The sequence below is a fragment of the Actinomadura rayongensis genome (genome assembly GCF_009831215.1).
Taxonomy (GTDB): Bacteria; Actinomycetota; Actinomycetes; order Streptosporangiales; family Streptosporangiaceae; genus Spirillospora; species Spirillospora rayongensis.
The window spans coordinates 62,103-84,289 of record NZ_WUTW01000004.1 but is presented as its reverse complement, the minus strand read 5'-3'; the positions used below and the strand labels follow the sequence as shown (position 1 = coordinate 84,289).

The following is a 22,187-nucleotide window of genomic DNA, read 5'->3' as shown; positions in this document are numbered from 1 at the left end:
CCGCGGCACTCGCCGTGGTGGCCTTCGCGGCAGGCGACACAGATCATGGGTCCATTGTCGCCGATCGTCCCCGGTGTCCGGAACGGCGCCCCCCGTCCCGCGAAACGATCATGATCCGGATCGCGGTGGGCGCCGTCAAAGCGGGTAGACCGCGAGCAGACCCCCTACCGTGAGGCGCTGTGACCACCGTTTCGGGAACACCCGGCCCGCAGGGTCCGCCGTCCGGCCCACCGGACCCGGACCGTCCGGACGGCGCCGCCGACCGGAACGCGACCAGGGGGGACGAGATCACCGACCGGCAGGACACCGACCGCCCGGCCGCCGAGCGTGCGGGCGCCGAGCGTGCGGGCACCGAGTCGGCGGGTGCCGAGCGGGCGGGTGCGGATCGGCCGGGGGCGGTGCGGGGCGGCTTCGGGTGGGCGCGTGCGGTGCGGCGGTGGGTCGAGCGGGGCTGGGGTTCTCTGCCGGTGGGGGTGCGGCGGGTCGCGCGGACGGGCTGGGCGCTCGTGCGGGGGACGACCGTGACCGCGTTCCGGCACCGGGTCACCGGGCTCGCCGCCGAGGCGGCCTTCTTCGCGCTGCTGTCGCTGCCGCCGCTCGCGATCGGGCTCGTCGGCACGATGGGCCACTTCACCGGGCTGCTCGGCGCCGACACGATCGCCGACAGCCGCGCCTGGCTGATCGAGCAGGCGCAGCGGGTGCTGACGCCGTCGGCCGTCCACGACGTGGTCGTGCCGCTCGTCGACGACGTGATCAAGGGCGGCCGGCCGGATCTCGTCTCGGTCGGGTTCCTGCTGTCGCTGTGGGCCGGATCGCGCGCCACCAACGTGTACGTCGACACGATCACGATCGCCTACGGGCTGTCGGGCGTGCGCGGGATGATCCGGACGCGCGTCCGGGCGTTCCTGCTCTACCTCGTCGGCCTCGTCGTGATGATCGTGGTGATCCCGCTGCTGGTGGCGGGGCCGTCGCTGGCGCGCCGGGCCGTCCCGGACGGGGGCCTGGTCATCGAACTGCTGTACTGGCCCGTCGTCGTGACGCTGACCGTCCTCTTCCTGGCGCTGCTGTACCACATGAGCGTCCCCGTCAGGACGAACTGGTGGCGCGAGGTCCCCGGCGCGGTGCTGGCGCTCGTCATCCTCGTCTTCGGCAGCTTCTTCCTGCGCACCTACCTGGCCGGTTCGCTGAGCGGGGTGTCGGTGTACGGGTCGCTGTCGGCGGCCATCGCCGTCCTCGGCTGGCTGTACGTGGCCGCGCTCGCGGTGCTGATCGGCGCGGCGCTCAACGCCGAGATCGACCGCCGCTGGCCGAGCGCCGGGACGGCCCGCGCCCGCGCCGTCCGCGCCGCCGGAACCCCGGACGGCGGCGCCTCCCCGATCTAGGGTAAAACAAACCCGATACGCCGTTTGAAATGGCCAAACATGTCGTAATGTCGGATTACATGACCCCTCGTGAGGAGCCCGGGCGGCTGCGCACCGTCACGGGCACGATTCCGACGTCCGCCATCACCGGCCCGGTGCTGGCGCACGAGCATCTCCAGCTCGACCTGCGCTGGCCCTCGCGCCCCGCGGCGACGCCGTCCGACCCCGGCCGCTGGCTGGACGAGGAGAAGGCCGTCACCGCCGAGCTGACGCGGCTGCGCACCGACCGGGGCCTCGGCCTCGTCATCGACCTCACCTGCGGGGGGATGGGCCGCAACGCCGCCGCGCTCGCGCGGATCAGCGCCGGCGCCCGCGTCCCGGTGGTCTCCGCGACCGGGTTCTTCGTCGAGCCGTTCCACCCCGCCTACGTCCGCGAGGCCGACGTGGACCGGCTCGCCGAGCGGCTGCTCGCCGAGATCGGCTTCGGGATGGACGGCACCAGCTCGCTGCCGGGCGTCATCGGCGAGGTCGGCACCTGGAACGAGGTGCCGAGCCGGGACGAGGAGCGCGCGCTGCGCGCCGCCGCCCAGGCGTCCCGCTACTCCGGCCTCGCCATCGCCACCTACGGCCGGGCCGGGCTCGCCGAGCTGGAAATCCTCACGACCGCCGGGACGAATCCCGCCCGGATCGCCGTCGGCCGCCAGGACCGCGCCGACGACGCGGGCGCGACCCGCAAGATCGCCGAGAGCGGCGCCTATGTCGCGTTCGGGTCGCTCGTCCTCGCCGGGGACGACGCCGCCGCGATCGGCGCGCGCGTGCGGGCCGTCATGGAGCTGCTGGAGGCCGGGCACGCCGACCGGATCCTGCTGAGCACCGGCGTCGCCCGGATGGGCCAGATCACCCGCTACGGCGGCCCGGGCTTCGGCTACCTGTTCACGACGTTCCTGCCCGCCCTGCGCGCGGCCGGGGTGGACGAGGCGACGCTGGACGGCATCCTGCGCGACAACCCCGTCCGCTGGCTCACCGCCGCCTGAAGGTTCGAGAACTGACACCTGCGGGGTAGGGGCGCGGGCGTGAGTGCGCCATTCGCCGATCGTGTCACGGCGGGACGGGAGCTGGCCGAGCGTCTCGTCCCGCGCAATCTGGAGGGGGCGCTCGTGCTCGGGCTGCCGCGCGGCGGGACGCCGGTGGCGGCCGAGGTGGCGCGGGCGCTGAACGGAACGCTGGACGTCCTCGTCACCCGGAAGATCGGGGTGCCGGGCCAGCCGGAGCTGGCGGCGGGCGCCGTGGCCGAGGGCGGCGAGCCCGCGCTCGACCCGGCCCTGCTCGCCGAGGCCGGCCTGACGCCCGCCGACCTGGCCCCGGTGATCGAGGCCGAGCGGGCCGAGCTGGACCGCCGCGTGGCCGCCTACCGGGGCGACCGCCCGCCGCCGGAGATCGCGGGCCGGACGGTCGTCGTGGTGGACGACGGCCTCGCCACGGGCTCCACGGCCCGCGCCGCGCTGCGGGCCGTCCGGGCGCGGCGGCCCGCGCGGCTGGTGCTGGCGGTGCCGGTGGGCGCGGCCGACACCGTCCGGGCGCTGCGGGCGGACGCCGACGAGATCGTCACGCTGGCCGAGCCCGTCCCGTTCTTCGCCGTCGGCCAGTGGTACGACGACTTCACCCAGACGACCGACGCGGAGGTGGTCGCCGCGCTGCGCGGGTGAGCGGCGCCGCGAAAGCCGTTCTTTGCGATTGCGTGAAATGGCCTACGCGCCAGTAGGCCGTGCGGTATAAGCGCTTCCCGTGATCTTTCTTCCGGCCCGTGCGTCCCGCGCGGTGCCGATTTTCCCCGGAGACGCGAACGGCCCCGCGCGAGCGGGGCCGTGACGTTTTCTGATCCGGTGGCGTGCCGGGGTGATCGTGCGGATGCGTGCGCGGCCGGAGGGACCGCGTCCGCCGCGCGAGCCGTCAGGCGGCGTTCGCGCGGCGCATCCGGCGACGGCGCTCGGAGGCGCGCTCGTCCTCGTTCAGGCCGCCCCACGTCCCGTACTTCTCGGGACGGGACACGGCGTAGTCCAGGCATTCCGAGCGGACGGGACAACCCATGCAGATCTGCTTGGCCTTGCGCTCGCGGATCTCACGTTCGGGCTGGCGCTCACCGTCGGGGCCGAAGAAGAGCACGAGGTCTTCTCCCCGGCACGCCGCGGCGTCCTGCCAGCCCCATGAGGGACGAGGGAGGTTTGCCTGCCGACGTACCTGAGCCATGGAACACCCACCTTGATTGGTTTTACCGAGCAATTGCGGACATGGACGCTCGACGTGCTTCGCCCGTGATGCGTCCGAAGCGCCGAATAGTCCAACGTCTGAAGTTGCCGCTCTGTTCCCCGCCCGGTGATCCGGAAGCTGGGGCCGTGCGACAGGGAAGCCCAACGAATGGGGCCTTCGAGAGATTACACGAGGGCGGCGGCGTTGAGAAGGGTGAGGTCCCTAACAATGAAGGTTTCCAGGTTCTCCCGGCAGTCCGGCCCGCACGGAGCGGCGGCCTTCGCGCGCTCGAACACGACCCGAAAACGGGCTTCTCCGGCCGATACGACCGCTTCATACGGAGAAGTCCCGGTCAGTGATTCGACGCGGACGGCGTCGATCCCGAGAACGCCCGTCCGCGCCCGGACGAAGTGCTCGGCGGCCTGGACGGGCTCGGCCTGCCCGGCGCGTCCGCGCAGCCGCGCCGGCGCGACCTCGCCGCGCTGGTAGGCCGTCACGGCGGCCACGGCCTCGGCGGTGCCGAGATCGCCGTAGTACAGGGCGTGCGGCAGGCAGACGAGGTTGGCGGCGAACCGGTCCCCGCCGACGTGCGTGGTCTCCCAGACCGCGTCGGAGAAGCGGCGGGCGAGCGCGCGGGCCAGCGGGGCGCCGGTGCGGGCGCAGCAGGCGTTGCGGCGGCCGTGCGTGCAGACCAGCAGCAGCGGTTCGGGGACGCGGTCGCCGAGCCCGGGGCTGCGCCCGGCGGCGAGCGCGGCGAAGTCGAGTCCGGCCAGCTCGGCGGGGTCGGCCAGCTCGCGGCCCTCCAGCCACACGTCCGCGCCGGGCGCCGAGTACCCCGCGTAGACCTGGACGGGCGGGACCGCGCGGCGCCGTCCGGGCCGCCGGACGAGCTGCGGCCGGACCCCGGCGGCGCGGGCCGCCCGGACGGCGTCGCCCATGGGCCCGGCGGGCAGGTCCTCGATGCGCTCGGGCCACGGCCCGGGGTGCTCGACCAGCAGCCAGGACCGGGCTCCGGTCGTGGCGCTCGCCAGGCAGGGCCGCTCGCCCGAGTGGCTGCCCGGGCAGTGGTCGCAGCCGTTGTCGCGCGTCACGAGACCCTTCCCCCCGTCGATTCCACCGGTGATCCGGTGTCAGCACGAGGTTAGGCTAGCCTCACCTCTCGCGTCACACCGGCACCGGGTGAGACACGCCATACCCGCAGGACCCGGGCTCCTCACCCGCGCGCGAGCAGGGCCGATGCGGTCGGCAGCGCGGCGGCCCGGTCGGCGGCGACCAGCCCGAGCCGGGTGCGGCGGTCGAGCAGGTCGTCCGCCGACAGCGCGCCCTCGTGCCGGACGGCCCAGTCCAGCTCGGCGCGCAGCACCGGCGAGCCGGGGATCACCGGCTCCAGCAGCTCCGGATCGGCGGCCAGCAGCGGGGCCTCGGCGCCGTAGCGGGCGACGAGCCGGGCGGGCGCGTCCCCTGCGCCGGCCCCTGCGCCGGCCCCTGCGCCGGCCCCTGCGCCGGCCCCGGCGCCGACCAGCGGGATCCGGTCCGTCCGCGACGGCGGGGCCGTGACGCTCCCGGCGCGCACCAGCGCGTCGACCGCGTCCTGCGCCATGCGCCGGTAGGTGGTCAGCTTGCCGCCCACGACGGTGACAACCCCGTTCGGCGAGGTGAGAACGGCATGCCTGCGGGATAGGTCGGCCGTGGATCCGCCGGCGTCCAGCAGCGGGCGCAGGCCCGCGAACGCGCCCGCCACGTCCGCGCGGCGCACCGGGGCGGCGAGGACGGAGCCGAGGACGTCCAGCAGGAAGCCGATCTCGCCGGGCGCGGGCTCGGGGACGTCCGGGACGGGCCCGTCCACCGGTTCGTCGGTGAGGCCCACGTACACACGGCCGTCGCCCTGCGGCAGGACGAGCACGAACCGATTCGCCGCCCCCGGAATGGGCACGTGCAGCCCGGCGCGCAGGCCCGGCAGGCTCTCGGCGCGCAGGACGAGGTGGGTGCCGCGCGAGGGCCGCAGCGCGACGCCGTCCACGAGCCCGCCCGCCCACACCCCGGCCGCGTTGACGACCGCGCGGGCGCGGATCCCGAACTCGGCGCCGGTCAGCTCGTCCCGGACCTGGGCGCCGTCGCCCGCCAGCGCGAGCGCCCGGCAGCGGGTGAGGATCCGGGCGCCGTGCGCGGCGGCGGTCCGGGCGATCGCGGTGACGAGCCGGGCGTCGTCGGCGACCCGTCCGTCGAACGACAGCAGCCCGCCGCGCAGCCCCGCCGCCGCCAGCGCCGGGGCGAGCCCGAGCGCGGCGGCTGGCCGCAGACGGCGCGGGCCGGGCAGGACGGCGCGGGGCGTCCCCGCGGCGGCCCGCAGCGCGTCGCCCGCGACCAGCCCGGCCGCCGCCAGCGCGCCCTGCGCCCGCGGGACGGCGGGCGTCAGCGGCAGCACGAACGGCTGCGCCCGGACGAGGTGCGGCGCGGTGCGGGTCATGAGGATCCCGCGCTCGACGGCGCTCTCCCGCGCGATCCCGACGTGCCCGGACGCCAGGTACCGCAGCCCGCCGTGGATCAGCTTGGAACTCCACCGCGACGTCCCGAACGCCAGGTCGTGCGCGTCGATCGCGGCGACCGACAGGCCCCGCGAGGCCGCGTCCAGCGCCACGCCCGCGCCGGTCGCGCCGAGCCCGACGACGAGGACGTCCACGACCTCGCCGGGCAGCGCGGCCAGCTCGCGGGCGCGCCGCGCGGCGTTCAGCGAGGACGCGCGAGGCCCGGTCACGGGGCCAGAGCTCCGTCGAGGACGCGGCGCAGCTCGTCGTCCAGGCCGTCGGCGGGCAGGTCGGCGTCGCGCGTCGCCGCCGGGCCCGACAGCGCGAACGACTGCACGACGAGCAGCAGCGCCCGCGCCTGCCGCGCCGCGTCGCCCGCGCGGATCGACCCGTCGGCGTGCCCGGCGCGGATCGCGTCCTCGAACAGCTCCAGGAACCGGCGCTGCGTCGCGCCGAGCCGGTCCAGGACGTAGGGGAGCAACAGCTCGGGGTCGACCTCCAGGATCTTGCGCAGCAGCGGGTGGGCGCGGAAGGCCGCCACGCCGTCCACCAGGGCGTCCACGAGCCGGATGCGGGCGTCGCCCCCGGTCGGCATTTCGACCGGGATGGCCGTCCACTCGCGGGTCATGAGGTCGGCGACGATCGTCCGGACGTCCGGCCAGCGGCGGTACAGCGTCATCCGCGACACGCCCGCGCGGCGCGCGATGTCGGTGAGGGTCGTGCGGCGGACCCCGACGGCCAGCACGCAGTCGCGCGCGGCGTCGAGGACGGCGTCCTCGTCCGTCCTGTTGTTACGATTCGACGTCACGTGTCACAGTGTAAGCACATCCGACGGACAGGAAGAACGATGACCCAGGACATGCTGTGGCGCGGCTGGGGCGATCCCGGCGCCGCCGCGCCGCTGCCGGACGGGGCGGCCGGGCTGCTGCGCGACCTGCTCGGCGTCCGGCCCGCCGCCGCGCCCCCGGCCGACCTCGCCGACGTCGCGCCGCCCGCGTCCCGGCTGGAGTACGCCGCCTACGCCGCGCTGGTCGCGGTGGTGGGCGTCCCGCACGTCCGGACCGACGCCGAGGCCCGCGTCCGGCACACGCGCGGCAAGTCCACGCCGGACCTGCTGCGCCTGCGCGCGGGCGACGCCGCCGCCGCGCCGGACGCCGTCGTGCTGCCCGGCGCGCACGACGAGGTCCTGGACGTCCTGCGCGCCTGCGCCGACCTGGACGTCGCCGTGGTGCCGTTCGGCGGCGGGACGTCCGTCGTCGGCGGCCTCGCCCCGCGCGGGGACCGCCCGTTCGTCGCGCTGGACCTGCGCCGCATGGACGCGCTGCTGGAACTGGACGAGGAGTCGCGCACGGCCGTCCTCCAGCCGGGTCTGCGCGCCCCCGCCGCCGAGGCGCTGCTGAACGCGCGCGGCTACACGCTCGGCCACTTCCCGCAGTCCTACGAGTGGGCGACGATCGGCGGGTTCGCGGCGGCGCGGTCCAGCGGCCAGGCGTCCGCCGGGTACGGGCGGTTCGACGAGATGGTCGTCGGCCTCACCGTCGCCACGCCCGCCGGGACGCTCGACCTCGGCCGCGCGCCGCGCTCGGCCGCCGGGCCGGACCTGCGCCAGCTCGTCCTCGGCTCGGAGGGCGCGTTCGGGGTCATCACGTCGGTGACCGTGCGGATCCGGCCCCGGCCCGCCGGGACGGCCTACGAGGGCTGGCGGTTCCCCGACTTCGCGGCGGGCACGGCCGCGCTGCGCCGCCTCGCCCAGGACGGCCCCCGGCCCGCCGTGCTGCGGCTGTCGGACGAGACCGAGACGCTCGTCGGGCTCGCCGACCCGTCCGCGGTCGGCGCCTCACTGGACGCCGCCGCCGGATGCCTCGCCGTCCTCGGCTTTGAGGGCACGGACGCGGAGATCGCCACCGCCCGCGCCGCAGCCCGCGCCCAGTTGGCCGAGGCGGGCGGCGAACCGCTCGGCGCCGAGCCGGGGGAGAAGTGGGAGCGCGGCCGGTTCGCCGCGCCCTACCTGCGCGACGCGCTGCTGGACGCCGGGGCGTTCGCCGAGACGCTGGAGACCGCCGCGTTCTGGTCCCGGATCCCCGCGCTGTACGCGGCCGTCCGGGACGCACTGACGACCACGCTCACCGAGTCCGGGACCCCGCCGCTCGTCCTGTGCCACATTTCGCACGTGTACGAAACCGGAGCATCGCTGTACTTCACCGTCGTGTCCGCACAGGGGGAGGGCGACCCCGTCGCGCACTGGGCGAAAGCCAAGGACGCCGCCACCGCCGCCATCGTCGCGACGGGCGGGACGGTCTCCCACCACCACGGCGTCGGCACCGACCACCGCGCCGGGTACGGCCGCGAGATCGGCGCGCTCGGCGCGGACGTCCTGCGGGCCGTGAAGGCGGCGCTGGACCCGTCCGGGATCCTCAACCCCGGGATCCTGATCCCCGGGGACGCGTGATGGGCGCGCGGAGCTTCACGGTCGTCGTCAACCCGGCGGCGGGCGGCGCGGCGGCCGTCCACCCGCTGGCCCGGCGGCTGCGCGACGCGGGCGCCGACGTCGCCGTCGAGCACACGCGCGGCCTCGCGCACGCCGCCGAGCTGGCCCGGACGGCGGCGGGCGCCGGACGCGTCGCGCTCGCGGCGGGCGGCGACGGCATGGCGGGCGCGGTCGGCGGCGCGCTCGCCGGGACGGGCTCGGTGTTCGGGATCGTCCCCGCCGGACGCGGCAACGACTTCGCCCGCCAGCTCGGGATCCCGGCCGCGCCGGACGCGCTCGCCCCGCTGCTGCTGACCGGCGCGCCCCGCGCGGTCGACGCGATCGAGGCCGACGGCGTCCCGGTGCTCGGCAGCGTCTACGCGGGCGTGGACGCCGTCGCGGGCCGGCACGCCAACCGGTCCCGGCTGCTGCGCGGCTCGGCGTCCTACTACGCGGGCGCGCTGCGGGCCGTGCTCGGCTGGCGTCCCGCCGACTACCGCGTCACGGTCGACGGCGTCGAGTACCGCGAGCGCGGCTACACCGTCGTCGCCGCCAACTCCGGCTACTACGGCTTCGGCCGCCGCATCGCGCCCGACGCCCGCGTGGACGACGGCCTGCTCGACGTCGTGATCGTCGGCGACGGCCCGAAGACCATGTTCTTCTCCGTCATGCGCGAACTGGCCGACGGAAGCCACGTCCACCGCCCGCAGGTGCGCGTCGTGCGGGGCCGCGAGGTGCGGATCGAGGCGGCTCGCGCGCTGCCCTACGGCGCGGACGGCGAACTGCCCGGCACGCTGCCCGTCACCGTCCGCGTGCTGCCCGGGGCCCTGACGATCCTCGCGCCGTGAAAGCTTGGCGGCCACCGGCATGGCGGTTTACGCCCCCATGACAACGGCCTCGGTAGCGTTCCTGGTAAGTCCCGGTTGGGGGCTTTCGGGTCGTCTGCTGGAGGCATCATGAGAGGCGTCACGCACGCCGTTCTGGGGGGACTCATGATGCCCGCAGGCCACCCCGCCGTGGTGGCGCCGGTGTCGACGGGGGTGGCGCCGGCGCCCGCCACGCTCATCCGGGCCCGGCCGCCGCGTGCGGCCGGGCCCGTTCCCGTCCGGCGGCTCCCCGCGCGGGCCGCGGACCGGGGCCGGCCGGACGGCGGACGCTGACCCGATCGCTCCGGCGCGGCCGAGCGGCGCGGATCCCGGCGCGGCCTCCGCTGCGGAGGCCGCGCCTCAACGCGTCCGGGACACGCGCGCGGAGCGCATCCAGTGTGACGTGGGTCTCGTTTCGGCATCGTCCCCGCTTCGGTCTCATCTCCCACCCTCCACGGACCGCGCCGGTTGTTGCTCTGATGGGCCGTTAGGACCCGAAGGGTCCGCACGGCGTCACCCGGTGTGACCGACTTCCCGTCCGGGTAGACGCCGATGGCGACCTACGCCGGAGGTGCATGTGACAACCGATTCGCCCGGAACACCGCCCGCTCCCGATCAAGCGGCGTTCCTCTCCCTCGCCGAGAGCCCCGAGTTCGCGCGGCTGCGCGCCGCGTTCCGCCGCTTCGTCCTGCCGATGACGGCGGCGTTCCTCGTCTGGTACCTGCTGTACGTCGTGCTGTCGGCCTACGCGCGCGGCTTCATGGGCACCAAGGTCGTGGGCAACATCAACGTGGCGCTCGTCTTCGGGCTGCTGCAATTCGTCTCGACGTTCCTCATCGCTTGGTCGTACGAGCGATACGCGCGCCGCAGACTCGAACCACTGGCCGCCGCCGTCGGCGCGACGGAGGACGCGTCATGAGCGCCCCCCACGTCCTCGCGGCCTCGGAGAACGAGCACCGGACGATCTCGATCGTGCTGTTCGCGGTGTTCGTCGCGATCACCCTCTACATCACGATCCGCGCGAGCCGGCAGACGCGGACCGCCGCCGACTACTACGCGGGCGGACGCTCCTTCTCCCCGCTCCAGAACGGCCTGGCCATCGGCGGCGACTACATGTCCGCCGCGTCGTTCCTCGGCATCGCGGGCATGTTCGCGCTGTCCGGCTACGACGGGTTCCTCTACTCGATCGGGTTCCTCGTCGCCTGGCTCGTCGCGCTGCTGCTCGTCGCCGAGATGCTGCGCAACTCCGGCCGGTTCACGATGGCGGACGTGCTGGCGTTCCGGATGCGGCAGCGGCCCGTCCGGGCGGCGGCCGGGATCTCCACCATCGTCGTGTCGATCTTCTATCTGCTCGCGCAGATGGTCGGCGCGGGCGCGCTCGTCTCGTTGCTGCTCGGGACGTCCAGCGAGGCCGCGAAGGTCTGGACGATCGTGCTGGTCGGCGCGCTGATGATCTTCTATGTGACGGTCGGCGGGATGAAGGGGACGACCTGGGTCCAGATCGTCAAGGCCGTCCTGCTCATGAGCGGCGCGCTCGTCATGACGGTCTGGGTGCTCGCCAAGTACGGGTTCAACCCGTCCGACCTGCTCGGCGCGGCGGCCGACCGCAGCGGCAAGGGCGCCGCGTTCCTGGAGCCCGGCCTGAAGTACGGCGCGACCGACGCCTGGTCCAAGCTGGACCTGCTGTCGCTCGGGCTCGCGCTCGTCCTCGGCACCGCCGGGCTGCCGCACATCCTCATCCGCTTCTACACCGTCCCCGACGCCCGCGCCGCACGTGCGTCGGTCAACTGGGCGATCGGCATCATCGGCGTGTTCTACCTGATGACGCTGGTCATCGGGTTCGGCGCCGCCGCGCTCGTCGGCGGCAAGGCCATCGCCGCGCAGGACAAGGGCGGCAACACGGCCGCGCCGCAGCTCGCCGAGCACCTCGGCGGCGGCGCGGGCACCACCGGCGGCGCGGTGTTCCTCGCGGTCATCGCGGCGGTGGCGTTCGCGACGATCCTCGCGGTCGTCGCCGGGCTGACGCTCGCGTCGTCCTCGTCGTTCGCGCACGACATCTTCGCGAGCGTCCTGCGCCGCGGGACGAGCACCGAACGCGACGAGGTCCGCGTCGCGCGGCTGTCGGCGCTCGTCATCGGCGCGGTCGCGATCGTGCTGTCGATCTTCGCGCGCGGGCTGAACGTGGCGTTCCTCGTCGCGCTGGCGTTCGCGGTCGCCGCGTCGGCCAACCTGCCGACGCTGCTGTTCTCGCTGTTCTGGCGGCGGTTCAACACGAGCGGCGCGGTCGCCGGGATCTACGGCGGGCTCGTCGCGGCGGTCGGGCTCGTCCTGCTCAGCCCGATCTGCTGGGGCGGCGCGTCCGACACGCTGCCGAAGGGCAATCCCGACGCCCTGTTCAGCGCCGACACCGTCGCGCCGTTCCCGCTCCAGAACCCCGGCCTGATCTCCATCCCGGTCGGGTTCCTGTGCGCCTACCTCGGCACGGTCCTGTCCCGCGCCCGCACCGACGAGCGCTTCGCCGAACTGGAGGTCCGCGCCCTCACCGGAAAGGGAGCGCACTGAGGCTCATGGCAAGCCGCCTCAGCCGTCGCGCGAGTGCGTTAACTGAGCGCCCGTGGGGACGACGCCGAAGGCGAGTCCCCACGGGCGGGAAGATCGCGAAGCGATGCAGCACTCGCCCAAGTCACGGTTGCGGGGCGAGCCGCTAGGCGAGCCCCGCAGGCCGGGGCTTTTGAAATACAGTGGCGGTGCCCGGCCTGTCCGGGTACCGCCCGCTCGTTCCTGCGGGCGGCCGTTCCGCACCTCTCGGAGGACGATCCGCCGTGGCGGCCCAGCCCGAGCCCGCGTCGGGCAACTCGCGGACGTCCGAGGCCGGCGCGGGCTGGACGTGCGCGGCGCTGGGCTCGTTCGAGGCGCTCGTCCCGCCCCGCACGCGGCGCCTGTTCTGGTACCGGCCGTCCACGCTGTGGCGGTCGCGCAACGACGTCGTCGCCCGGCTGTTCGGCGACCCGTCGAACGAGATCCGCCGCGCGTGGGTCGCGGCCCTCGCCGAGCGCGGCACCCCGGCGGCGTTCACGCTCCAGCGGACGGCCGAGGAGTTCTCCTTCGTCCTCATGGGCGACACCGGGGAGGGCGACCGGTCGCAGTACGCGGTCGTCCCGGCGCTGGAGCGGATCGGCGCGGGCACCGACTTCCTCGTCATCGCGAGCGACGTCATCTATCCGACCGGCGACTCCGCCGACTACCCGGAGAAGTTCTTCCGTCCCTACTGCGGTTACCCGGGCCCGATCTACGCGGTGCCCGGCAACCACGACTGGTACGACGGGCTGCGCGGGTTCGTCCGGGTCTTCTGCGACCTGCGCGACGAACCGGGCGGCGGGCACGCGCGGCCGGCGTTCGGCGGGCCGCTGGCCGGGGCCGCGCGGCTGCTGTGGCGCGCGGCGGGGGAGACCGACGAGGGCGTCCTGGACGCGGCCCGCGACGCCTACCGGGGGTCGTCGGCGCAGCGGTCGGTCCAGCCCGGTCCGTACTGGGCGATCGACACGCCGCACCTGCGGATCGTCGGCATCGACACCGGCATCGACGGGTCGCTGGACCGCGACCAGGGCGCGTGGCTGCGGGGCGTGTCGGCGGGGCCGAAGCCGAAGCTGCTGGTCACCGGCAAGCCGCTGGTGGTGGACGACCGGCACCGTCCCGGGCCGATCGAGGGCGGCGGGACGGTCGACGCGATCGTCCGCGACCCGGCCTGCAACTACGTCGCCGCGATCGGCGGCGACATCCACAACTACCAGCGCTACCCGGTGAAGGTCGGCGACCGGACGATCCAGTACGTCGTCGCGGGCGGCGGCGGCGCGTTCATGCACGCCACCCACGTCATCCGCCGCACCAGGACCGTCGCCGAGGACGACTTCCGCTGCTACCCGCTGCGCGGCGACTCCCTGTCGCGCTACTCCAAGCTGTACGGCCAGTGGACGCGGATGCCCGGCCTGTTCGAGCTGTCCCCGCGCGAGGCGACCGCCGCCGTCCGGCACCGGCTCGGCATCCGGCCCGGACGCGGTTACGACGACGTGCCGCCGTCGCTGCGCGCCCGGTTCGTCGCGGTGGCGCTCGGCGTGCCGCGCGGCGGACGGCGCCGGTCGCGGTTCCTGCGGCTGCCGGTGCGCAAGGTGCCGCAGTGGTTCCGCTCGGAACTCGCCGACTGGGACTCGCCGCCGTTCTTCAAGAGCGTCCTGCGGCTCGACGTCACGGCCGGTGAGCTGCGCATTCGCTGTTTCGGCGTGACGGGCTGCGCCGATCACGAACGGCGTCCTCCGGTCGAGGACGAGGTGCGAATCCCTCTGATTCCGGGTACGTCCGCTAGATAACGAAATGTAGGCGGTTTCCCGAATCTGTTGCTTAATCCACGGACAAGCCGGGCCGCCTCCCCTACAGTCGTCCCTCGACCCAAGAAGGATGACCCGGCGACACCGGACGGTCGGCCGCGTTATGACCGCGTCTCAGGAGAGCACAGAATGAGCCATCCCCAGCAGGGGCAGCCGCATCAGCAGCAGGCCTACCAGGGCGGATACGCCCCCGCGCCGGCGCCGCAGCACGCGCCGGCCCCGGTCGCCGCCGGTTACAGCATGAAGCGCCGCAACCCGCTCGGCGCCTGGCTCGGGCTGCCGATCATCACGTTCGGCATCTACGGCCTCGTGTGGTTCTACAAGGTCCACGCCGAGCTGTTCAACTACGACCGCCGCACCGGCGACGCCGCGACCAACGCGCTGCTGTCGCTGATCTTCGGCTTCATCACGCTCGGCATCTGGCCGCTCATCATGTACGTCAAGCTCGCCGGGCGCATCGCGCAGGCGCAGCGGGCGGCGGGCCTGCAGCCGTCCTGCAACGGAGGGCTCGCCTTCCTGCTCGGGATCTTCGGCTTCGGCGTGCTGTACTACCAGATCGAACTGAACAAGGTCGTGGACCGCTACCCGGGCACCGCGCCCGGCCAGCAGGTTCCGCTGGCGGCCTGATCCGATTCCTCCCGGCCCCGGCGTCCCGCGCGGACGCCGGGGCCGCGGCGTTTCCGGCGGTGTTTTCGGCGGTGTTTTCGTCGTACCCCCGCGCGACAATGCGCGGATGAGGATCGCGGTGGCGGCGGGGCCGGACGGCGGGGGCGTGCTGCGCCCGCTCGCCGACGACGGCGTCCCCGCCGGGCCGGCCGAGCCGGTGCCCGACCTCGCGGCGGCGGTCGCGGCCCGCGAGGTCGGCGCGCCGCGCTGGGTGTGGCCCGCCACGGCCCGGCTGTACCCGGCGCTGCTGCGCGCCGGGGTCCGCGTCGCGCGCTGCCACGACCTGGAACTGACCGAGGCGCTGCTGCTCGGCCACGCCGGACGGTACGGCGAGCCGCGCTCGGTCGCGGCGGCGTCGGCGCGGCTGCGCGGTGAGCCCGTCCCGGACGATCCGCCGCCGCTGGCCGAACGTCCGCAGCGCTCGCTGTTCGACACCGGTCCCGAGCCCGACGACGTGGACCGCGTCGTCGAGGTGTACGCCGACCAGCGCCGCCGGATGGCCGGGCTGCCCGGGTTCGCGCTGCTCGCGGCGGCCGAGTCGGCGGGCGCGCTGGTCGCCGCCGAGATGGCGGCCGACGGCCTGCCCTGGTCGGCGGCCCGGCACGACGCGCTGCTCACCGAACGGCTCGGGCCGCGTCCGGCCGCCGGGATGCGGCCGAAGAACCTCCAGGACCTCGCCGACCGGATCGCCGCCGCGTTCGGCAGCCGCGTCAACCCCGACTCCCCGGCGCAGCTCGTGAAGGCGTTCGCGGCGGCGGGCCGTCCGGTGACGTCGACGCGCGCGCACGTCCTGAAGCAGACCGACCATCCGGCGGTGCCGCTGCTGCTGGAGTACAAGGAGCTGGCGCGGCTGCACACCGCGCACGGCTGGGCGTGGCTGGACGCGTGGGTCCGCGACGGCCGGTTCCGCACCGAGTACATCGTCGGCGGCGTCGTGTCGGGCCGGTGGGCCACGCACGGCGGCGGCGCGCTCCAGATCCCGCGCACGCTGCGCGGCGCCGTCGTCGCCGATCCCGGCTGGAAGCTCGTCGTCGCCGACGCCGCGCAGCTCGAACCCCGGGTGCTGGCCGCGCTCGCGGGCGACCGGGCGTTCGCCGCCGCCGCGGCGCACGGCGACCTGTACGCCGCGCTGGCCGGCGCCTTCCCGTCCGGCGGCGCGGTCGCCCCGCGCGACCAGGCCAAACTCGCGCTGCTCTCGGCGATGTACGGCGGCGGGACGGGCGACGCCGCCGGGCTGCTCGCCGTCCTCAAGCAGCGGTTCCCGGACGCGTTCGAGTACGTCGAGGCCGCCGCGCGGGCGGGGGAGCGGGGGCATCTCGTCCGGTCGCTGCTCGGCCGCACCTGCCCGCCGCCGTCGGCCGAGTGGCGCGCGCTGACGTCGGCGGGCGGGGACCGCGCGGCGGCGGCGACGCGCGGCCGGGGGCGGTTCACGCGCAACTTCGTCGTCCAGGCCACCGCCGCCGACTGGGCGCTGGCGCTGCTCGGCGCGCTGCGCCGCCGGCTGACCGCGCTCGGGCCGCCCCGGCTGGTGTTCTTCCAGCACGACGAGGTGATCGTCCACACTCCGGCGGAGCTGGCGGACGCGGTCGCGGCGGCCGTCCCGGCGGCGGCGGACGAGGCCCGCGACCTGCTGTTCCCCGGCACGCCCGTCGTGTTCCCGATGGAGGCGTCCGTGGTCGACTGCTATGCCGACGCCAAGTAACCGGCCGACGACGCCGACGCGGCCCGGTGGAGCGTAAACCGCTCCAAGGTCGCTGTTTATCCAGGTCGGATCCAATTCGGACACACAGCGTTAAACAGTCCGAAACTCTGTCAACGTTGTCAATGTGTGGAATGGCGGACTTCGGGTTGGTCGCAGGGATTACTCTGTGCTCCAATGACCCAGCCCCCGGAGGCTTCGAGGGTCACGGGCGCCGACGGGCCGGGCCGCGTGCGAGATCCCCCGTCGCGGCCCGACGCCAGGAAAGGTGATGGAGGGAAGTGCGACCGGCCACGGAACGGGTCCAGGTCCCCGGACCAGCCGCGGATCCCCTCCGCGACGACCCCGTCTACCAGCCCGAACACCGGCCGCGCGGACGTGGTCTGCGCCTCGGCGACCGCCGGGTCGCGACGCGCCTGGTGCTGCTCGTCCTGATTCCCGGAGTGGTCGCCGGCGCCCTCGCCGGGCTGCGCCTGCGGGACGCGATGACCGAGGCGGCCGTCTACACGCGCATCGAGCGGCTGGCTACGCTCAGTGATCGAACGGCCGGTTTCGTCCAGGAACTGGAGGACGAACGCGACCTGACGGTCGAGTACCTCAGCCTGTCCCGGCGCAAGCGTCCCGCCGCGCTCACCGCCCTGAACGAGCAGGTCCGCGCCACCGACCGGGCCGCCGCGGCCGTCCGGTCGACGCTCGCGCCCGTCCACGACGGCGACTACTCCGAGCAGGCCCGGGCCCGGCTGCGCGACCTGCGGTACCGGCTCGACACGCTCGGCACGGTGCGCAGGCAGTCGGGCCGGGACAGCAGGTCGGTGACGCTGACGCTCGACGTCTACAGCCAGCTCATCGGCTCCCTCGTCGACCTGGACGACCTCGTCGCGCAGGGCAGCCCCGACGCCGTCCTCGCCGAGGACGCCCGCGCGTTCGCCGCCCTCGCCCGCGCCAAGGACTTCGCCTCGCAGGAGCGCGCGCGGCTCGACGTCGCGATCCTCGCCGGACGGTTCGCGACGCCGACCGAGCGCGAGGCGCTGCAGTCCCTGCACGCCCAGCGCGAGAGCCAGATCGCCCTGTTCGGCGAGACGGCGTCCACCGCCCAGCGGCGGCGCTACGAGGACGTCGTGACCGGCGCCGACATCGGCCAGACCGAGCTGATGTACCAGCAGGCGATGATCCGGTCCGGCACGGCGCCGAACCTGTCGGTCGCGCCGCTGCGGCCCCGCGACGCGGCCCAGTGGGTCAAGGCCAGCAGCACCCGGCTGGAGCAGATGCGCACGGCCGAGCGCAGCGTCATCCAGTCGCTGGTGGACCGCAGCCGCGGCCTCAAGCACGACGCCTGGCAGGCCGCGCTCACCGACGCCGCGCTGCTGCTCGTCGGGCTGGTGCTCGCCGCGTTCGCGACGCTCGCGGTCGCGCGGTCCCTGGTCCGCCCGCTGCGGCGGCTCCAGGTCGGCGCGCTGGAGGTCGCCGACAACCGGCTGCCGCGCCTCGTGGACCAGCTCCGCGACCCGGGCGCGGCCAGCGGCGGCATCGAGGTCGAGCCCATCGACGTCCACACCGCCGACGAGATCGGGCAGGTCGCGCGGGCGTTCGACGAGGTCCACCGGGAGGCCGTCCGGCTCGCCGCCGACGAGGCCGTCCTGCGCGGCAACATCAACGCGATGTTCGTCAACCTCTCCCGGCGCAGCCAGACGCTTATCGAGCAGCAGCTCCAGCTCATCGAGGAGTTGGAGCAGGGCGAGCGCGACGAGGACCAGCTCGCCCACCTGTTCCGCCTCGACCACCTCGCCACCCGCATGCGCCGCAACTGCGAGAACCTGCTCGTCCTCGGCGGGCAGGACCAGGTGCGGCGGCGGACGAAGCCCGTGCCGCTCATCGACGTCGTCCGCGCGTCGCTGTCGGAGGTCGAGCAGTACGAGCGGGTCGCGCTGACCGTCCGGACGGACATGACCGTCGCGGGCGCCGCCGTGAACGACCTCGTCCACCTGCTCGCCGAGCTGGTCGACAACGCGACCGAGTTCTCCGACCGGCGCACCAAGGTGACGATCTCCGGGCAGCAGCTCAGCGGCGGCGGCGCGATGCTCCAGATCACCGACAACGGCGTCGGCATGGCGGACGACGAGCTGGACGAGGCCAACCGGCGGCTCGCCAGCCCGCCCGTCATCGACTTCTCGGCGGCGCGCCGCATGGGCCTGTTCGTGGTCGGGCGGCTGGCCGTCCGGCACGGGATCAGGGTGGAGCTGCGCGCGGCGCAGGGCGGCGGGACGACCGCGTTCGTGCTGCTGCCCGCGTCGGTGATCGCGTCGGCCGAGCCCGGGACGCGCGGCTACGGCACCGGCGCCGGGCTGCCCGAGGCCGAGCCCGCGCTGCTCGGCGCGTCCGGGACGTCCGTCGGAACGGGCGGCCCGCCCGCCCTCGGCCGGCCCGCCGGCACCGGCCCGCTCCCCGCCCTGACGGGCGACACGGGCCAGTTCCCCGCGTTGCCGAGCAACACCGGGCAGTTCCCCGTCACGGCGGACGACACCGACCGCTTCCCCGCGCAGCGGAGCGACACCGGCCAGTTCCCGGCCGTGTCGTCGGACACGGGCCAGTTCCCCGCGCAGCGCGGCGGCACCGGGCAGTTCCCGGCCGTGTCGGTGGACACCGGCCAGTTCCCCGCGTTGCCGAGCAACACCGGCCAGTTCCCCGTCGGGACGGACGACACCGACCGCTTCCCCGCGCAGCGCGGCGACACCGGCCAGTTCCCCGCCGTGCCGTCGGACACGGGCCAGTTTCCCGCGTTGCCGAGCAACACCGGGCAGTTCCCCGCCGTGCGGAACACGGGCCAGTTCCCGACGGGGGCGACCGGGCCGCTGCCCGCGTTCGGCACGGGTCCGCTCCCGGCCGTCGGGGACGGGACGCGGCCCGCGCCGTCCGGCGGCGAGCGGCGGCCCGCGTCCGACCTGCCGGTCCGCACCCCGGGGGCGCGGCTGCCGGGCCGCGACCGGCCGGGAACGCCGGGCGAGGACCTGTTCCGTCCGGCCGAGCCGCAGGACGCGCCCGAGCCCCGCACCCGCCCCTTCACCTGGGAGAGCGGCCCGCTCCAGACCTTCCCCGACGACGGACCGCCGCCGCCCCGGCAGCCCGAGGCCCGGCCCGAACCGACCGCGCCGACCGCGTCGGCCGGGCCGCCCGGGCACCGGTCCCCGATCTTCGACGCGATGCGCTCGGAGTGGTTCCTGCGCCGTCCCGACGCGCCCCGCGACGACCCGGCGCGCGGCTGGGAGTCCCCGGCCGACGCGGGCTTCCGCGCCGCCGAGTCGGCCGCCAGCCCGGCCGGGACCGGACGGACGGCCGCCGGCCTGCCCAAACGCGTCCCCGGCCGCAACCGGGTGCCCGGCGCGGTCACGCGGCAGGACCCCGGTGCGCCGCCCGCGCCGCCGGAGCGGGAGCATGGCGTTTCCGCGGCGGCCGTCCGCGAGCGGTTCGCGGGCCTCCAGCGCGGCGTGCGGCGGGGCCGGGCCGAGACGCGCGGCGCCGGCGCGGAGGGCGACAACGACGTTCCGTCGCACCACGACGGAGAGACAGGAGGCTCCCGGTGAGCGGGCAGGATCTCAACTGGCTGGTGACGAATTTCGCCGACCGCGTCCCGAAGGTCGCGCACGCCGTGGTGGTGTCCTCCGACGGGCTCCCGATGGCGTACTCGGCGGGCTTCCCGCCGGAGCGGGCCGACCAGCTGTCGGCCATCGCGTCCGGCCTGATGAGCCTGACCCAGGGCGCCGCCAAGATCTTCGAGGCGGGCGGGGTGAACCAGACCGTGGTCGAGATGGACCGCGGGCTGCTGTTCGTCATGGCGATCGCGAACGGGTCGGTGTTCGCCGTCCTCGCGGCGCCCGACTGCGACCTCGGCCTCGTCGCCTACGAGATGACGCTGCTGGTGGAGCGGGTCGGGCGCGTCCTGACCCCGGCGCTGCGCGGCCCGGAGGACGCCGGGCCGCTGCCCGATCTCGGCGCCGGCCGGAACCGGTACTGAACCGGTCCCGGACCGGAGGACGGAAGGTCAGTGCGATGGAACAAGGTGGCCACCGCCGGCGCGGTCCGGCGGGGCCGGACGCGGGCGGCGACGACGGCAGCTCCCTGGTGCGCCCGTACGCGGTGACCGGCGGCCGGACCAGGCCGCGCTACGACCTCGCGGTCGAGGCGCTGGTGACGGCCGCGCCCTTCCCGCCGCGCGACGTGGCGGTGCTCACGCCCGAGTACCGGGCGATCATGGATCTGTGCCGGTCGGCGCGGTCGGTCGCGGAGGTGTCGGCGCTGCTGCGGCTGCCGCTCGGCGTCGCGCGCGTCCTCATCGCCGACATGGCCGCCGAGGGACTGCTGCGGCTGCACCAGTCGCGTCCGCCGGGCGCGCAGGCGGACGTCCGGCTTCTGGAAAGGGTGCTCAGTGGACTTCGCAACCTCTGACCGGCCGCCGGGCGGCCCGGGCGGCGAGCTGACCTCGGTGAAGATCGTCGTCGGCGGCGGGTTCGGCGTCGGCAAGACGACGTTCGTCGGCTCGGTCTCGGAGATCATGCCGCTGACCACCGAGGCGGTCATGACGGCGGCGAGCGCGGGCGTGGACGACCTGACGGCCGTCCCGGACAAGACGACCACGACGGTCGCGATGGACTTCGGCCGCGTGTCGCTGGACAGCGAGCTGATCCTGTACCTGTTCGGCACGCCCGGCCAGACGCGGTTCTGGTTCATGTGGGACGACCTCGTGCGCGGCGCGATCGGCGCGGTCGTGCTGGTGGACACCCGGCGGCTGGAGGACTGCTTCGCCGCCGTCGACTACTTCGAGGAGCTGGGCCTGCCGTTCGTCGTGGGCGTCAACGGGTTCAACGGCGAGTTCCAGTACGCCGTCGAGGACATCCGCGAGGCGCTGTCGATCCGCGCGCACGTGCCGGTGCTGGAGTGCGACGCGCGCGACCGCGAGTCCACCAAGCGGGTGCTGATCACGCTCGTGCAGCACGCGTTGACGCTGCACGCGTCCGGCGGTTCGCGGGCGCCGTCCGGGAACGTTTCCCCGAGCTGGAGCTGACCCCGGGAATATTCTGGCCGGGCCGCGGGTCGGGAGTTACGGTCGCGTAAGGATGTATGCAGACTGCATCATTACGTCGGTGGTGATAGAACCAGGCCCGGAGGGACCGTCATGAGGGAAGCGAAGCAGGCCACGACCTATGTCGCGATCGGTGACAGTTTCACCGAGGGGCTGAACGACCCGGACCCGAGCGGCGCGCCCGACCGTTTCCGGGGCTGGGCCGACCGGCTCGCCGAGCACCTCGCGCGCGAGCGGCCCGGCCTGCGCTACGCCAACCTCGCCGTGCGCGGCAAGCTGCTCCGCCAGGTCGTGGACGACCAGGTGCCGCGCGCCGTCGCGCTGGACCCCGACCTCGTGACGTTCTGCGCGGGCGGCAACGACATGATCCGTCCCGGCGCCGACCCGGACGCGCTCGCGGTGGTGTTCGACGACGCCGTCCGGCGGCTGCGCGGCACCGGCGCCCATGTCGTGATCTTCACCGGCTTCGACACCGGCAAGCTGCGCGCCGGCGGGCGCATCCGCGGCAAGGCGGCCACGTTCAACATGCACCTGCGCGCCATCGCCGACGTGCGCGGCTGCACGGTCGTGGACCTGTGGTCGGCATCGGCGTTCCACGACCCGCGCGCCTGGTACGAGGACCGGCTGCACCTGTCGCCCGAGGGGCACCGCAGGATGGCGCTGCGCGTCGCCGACGCCATCGGGCTCGACGTGGACGGGAGCTGGCACGAGCCCTGGCCCGAGCCGGGCGCGGCCCCCGACTGGCTGACCCAGCGCCGCCAGGACCTCCACTGGGCGCGGACCTACCTGCTCCCGTGGATCGGCCGCCGCGCGACGGGCCGCTCGTCCGGGGACGGGCGGGAGCCGAAGCGTCCCACGCCGCTGCCGCTCTGACGGCCGGTACGGAAACTTCCAGCACGA

At 74.8% G+C, this 22,187-nt stretch carries 19 protein-coding genes; 15 read left to right on the top strand and 4 right to left on the bottom strand.

The window, feature by feature from the left end; genetic code table 11:
- Positions 1–179: 179 nt before the first annotated feature.
- The 3 genes from GQ466_RS19615 to GQ466_RS19605 are packed head-to-tail and all read left to right on the top strand — an operon-like array spanning position 180 to position 3,067.
- Positions 180–1,382 (top strand): YihY/virulence factor BrkB family protein, encoded by a 1,203-nt coding sequence (locus GQ466_RS19615; protein WP_337193549.1) that lies wholly within the window; start codon positions 180–182, stop codon positions 1,380–1,382.
- A 59-nt stretch (positions 1,383–1,441) separates the two neighbouring features.
- Positions 1,442–2,395, top strand: coding sequence for a phosphotriesterase family protein (locus GQ466_RS19610; RefSeq protein WP_161104448.1), 954 nt, complete (start codon positions 1,442–1,444; stop codon positions 2,393–2,395).
- A gap of 39 nt (positions 2,396–2,434) precedes the next feature.
- Positions 2,435–3,067, top strand: a complete 633-nt coding sequence (locus tag GQ466_RS19605; RefSeq protein WP_161104447.1) for a phosphoribosyltransferase family protein — start codon at positions 2,435–2,437, stop codon at positions 3,065–3,067.
- A gap of 244 nt (positions 3,068–3,311) precedes the next feature.
- Here the strand turns inward: GQ466_RS19605 and GQ466_RS19600 are convergent, their stop codons facing one another.
- The 4 genes from GQ466_RS19600 to GQ466_RS19585 all read right to left on the bottom strand — a co-directional run bounded on the left by GQ466_RS19600 (position 3,312) and on the right by GQ466_RS19585 (position 6,941).
- Positions 3,312–3,608 carry a WhiB family transcriptional regulator gene (locus tag GQ466_RS19600; RefSeq protein WP_081640018.1) on the bottom strand — a complete coding sequence of 99 codons (297 nt, stop codon included), beginning with the start codon at positions 3,606–3,608 and terminating at the stop codon, positions 3,312–3,314.
- A gap of 185 nt (positions 3,609–3,793) precedes the next feature.
- Positions 3,794–4,699 (bottom strand): sucrase ferredoxin, encoded by a 906-nt coding sequence (locus GQ466_RS19595; RefSeq protein ID WP_161104446.1) that lies wholly within the window; start codon positions 4,697–4,699, stop codon positions 3,794–3,796.
- Between the two features lie 122 nt (positions 4,700–4,821).
- Entirely contained in the window at positions 4,822–6,363 is a 1,542-nt protein-coding gene (locus tag GQ466_RS19590) for an FAD-dependent oxidoreductase (RefSeq protein ID WP_161104445.1), read from the bottom strand.
- Entirely contained in the window at positions 6,360–6,941 is a 582-nt protein-coding gene (locus tag GQ466_RS19585; RefSeq protein ID WP_161104444.1) for a TetR family transcriptional regulator, read from the bottom strand. The genes GQ466_RS19590 and GQ466_RS19585 overlap by 4 nt, the downstream gene beginning before the upstream one ends.
- A 39-nt stretch (positions 6,942–6,980) precedes the next feature.
- Between GQ466_RS19585 and GQ466_RS19580 the strand changes: the two genes are divergently transcribed.
- From GQ466_RS19580 to GQ466_RS19525, 12 genes are all read left to right on the top strand, one after another.
- The gene (locus GQ466_RS19580) at positions 6,981–8,582 is read left to right on the top strand and encodes an FAD-binding oxidoreductase (protein ID WP_161104443.1); all 1,602 of its coding nucleotides are present in this window, start codon (positions 6,981–6,983) and stop codon (positions 8,580–8,582) included.
- Positions 8,582–9,448 (top strand): diacylglycerol kinase family protein, encoded by an 867-nt coding sequence (locus GQ466_RS19575; RefSeq protein ID WP_161104442.1) that lies wholly within the window; start codon positions 8,582–8,584, stop codon positions 9,446–9,448. Before GQ466_RS19580 ends, GQ466_RS19575 begins: the two co-directional genes overlap by 1 nt.
- A 595-nt stretch (positions 9,449–10,043) precedes the next feature.
- Positions 10,044–10,385, top strand: coding sequence for a DUF485 domain-containing protein (locus tag GQ466_RS19570; RefSeq protein WP_161104441.1), 342 nt, complete (start codon positions 10,044–10,046; stop codon positions 10,383–10,385).
- The gene (locus GQ466_RS19565; protein ID WP_161104440.1) at positions 10,382–12,028 is read left to right on the top strand and encodes a solute symporter family protein; all 1,647 of its coding nucleotides are present in this window, start codon (positions 10,382–10,384) and stop codon (positions 12,026–12,028) included. Before GQ466_RS19570 ends, GQ466_RS19565 begins: the two co-directional genes overlap by 4 nt.
- Positions 12,029–12,288: 260 nt before the next feature.
- The gene (locus GQ466_RS19560; protein ID WP_161104439.1) at positions 12,289–13,830 is read left to right on the top strand and encodes a metallophosphoesterase; all 1,542 of its coding nucleotides are present in this window, start codon (positions 12,289–12,291) and stop codon (positions 13,828–13,830) included.
- A 147-nt stretch (positions 13,831–13,977) separates the two neighbouring features.
- The gene (locus GQ466_RS19555; RefSeq protein ID WP_161104438.1) at positions 13,978–14,475 is read left to right on the top strand and encodes a DUF4234 domain-containing protein; all 498 of its coding nucleotides are present in this window, start codon (positions 13,978–13,980) and stop codon (positions 14,473–14,475) included.
- 106 nt (positions 14,476–14,581) lie between these two features.
- A complete protein-coding gene (locus tag GQ466_RS19550; RefSeq protein ID WP_161104437.1) occupies positions 14,582–16,216 on the top strand; it encodes a bifunctional 3'-5' exonuclease/DNA polymerase in 1,635 nt (544 codons plus the stop codon).
- A 278-nt stretch (positions 16,217–16,494) separates the two neighbouring features.
- The gene (locus tag GQ466_RS19545) at positions 16,495–19,791 is read left to right on the top strand and encodes a nitrate- and nitrite sensing domain-containing protein (RefSeq protein ID WP_161104436.1); all 3,297 of its coding nucleotides are present in this window, start codon (positions 16,495–16,497) and stop codon (positions 19,789–19,791) included.
- Positions 19,788–20,222 (top strand): roadblock/LC7 domain-containing protein, encoded by a 435-nt coding sequence (locus GQ466_RS19540; protein ID WP_161104435.1) that lies wholly within the window; start codon positions 19,788–19,790, stop codon positions 20,220–20,222. The genes GQ466_RS19545 and GQ466_RS19540 overlap by 4 nt, the downstream gene beginning before the upstream one ends.
- Positions 20,223–20,257: 35 nt before the next feature.
- Entirely contained in the window at positions 20,258–20,653 is a 396-nt protein-coding gene (locus GQ466_RS19535; protein WP_161104434.1) for a DUF742 domain-containing protein, read from the top strand.
- Positions 20,654–20,681: 28 nt separating this feature from the next.
- Positions 20,682–21,269, top strand: a complete 588-nt coding sequence (locus GQ466_RS19530; protein ID WP_161104797.1) for a GTP-binding protein — start codon at positions 20,682–20,684, stop codon at positions 21,267–21,269.
- 111 nt (positions 21,270–21,380) lie between these two features.
- Positions 21,381–22,160, top strand: a complete 780-nt coding sequence (locus GQ466_RS19525) for an SGNH/GDSL hydrolase family protein (RefSeq protein WP_161104433.1) — start codon at positions 21,381–21,383, stop codon at positions 22,158–22,160.
- The last annotated feature ends 27 nt before the right edge of the window (positions 22,161–22,187 follow it).

Coding starts and splice junctions, on each gene's coding strand:
- GQ466_RS19610 (WP_161104448.1), top strand. CDS start 1,442: ATGACCCCTCGTGAGGAGCCCGGGCGGCTGCGCACCGTCACGGGCACG.
- GQ466_RS19600 (WP_081640018.1), bottom strand. CDS start 3,608: ATGGCTCAGGTACGTCGGCAGGCAAACCTCCCTCGTCCCTCATGGGGC.
- GQ466_RS19580 (WP_161104443.1), top strand. CDS start 6,981: ATGACCCAGGACATGCTGTGGCGCGGCTGGGGCGATCCCGGCGCCGCC.
- GQ466_RS19575 (WP_161104442.1), top strand. CDS start 8,582: ATGGGCGCGCGGAGCTTCACGGTCGTCGTCAACCCGGCGGCGGGCGGC.
- GQ466_RS19565 (WP_161104440.1), top strand. CDS start 10,382: ATGAGCGCCCCCCACGTCCTCGCGGCCTCGGAGAACGAGCACCGGACG.
- GQ466_RS19555 (WP_161104438.1), top strand. CDS start 13,978: ATGAGCCATCCCCAGCAGGGGCAGCCGCATCAGCAGCAGGCCTACCAG.
- GQ466_RS19550 (WP_161104437.1), top strand. CDS start 14,582: ATGAGGATCGCGGTGGCGGCGGGGCCGGACGGCGGGGGCGTGCTGCGC.
- GQ466_RS19535 (WP_161104434.1), top strand. CDS start 20,258: ATGGAACAAGGTGGCCACCGCCGGCGCGGTCCGGCGGGGCCGGACGCG.
- GQ466_RS19525 (WP_161104433.1), top strand. CDS start 21,381: ATGAGGGAAGCGAAGCAGGCCACGACCTATGTCGCGATCGGTGACAGT.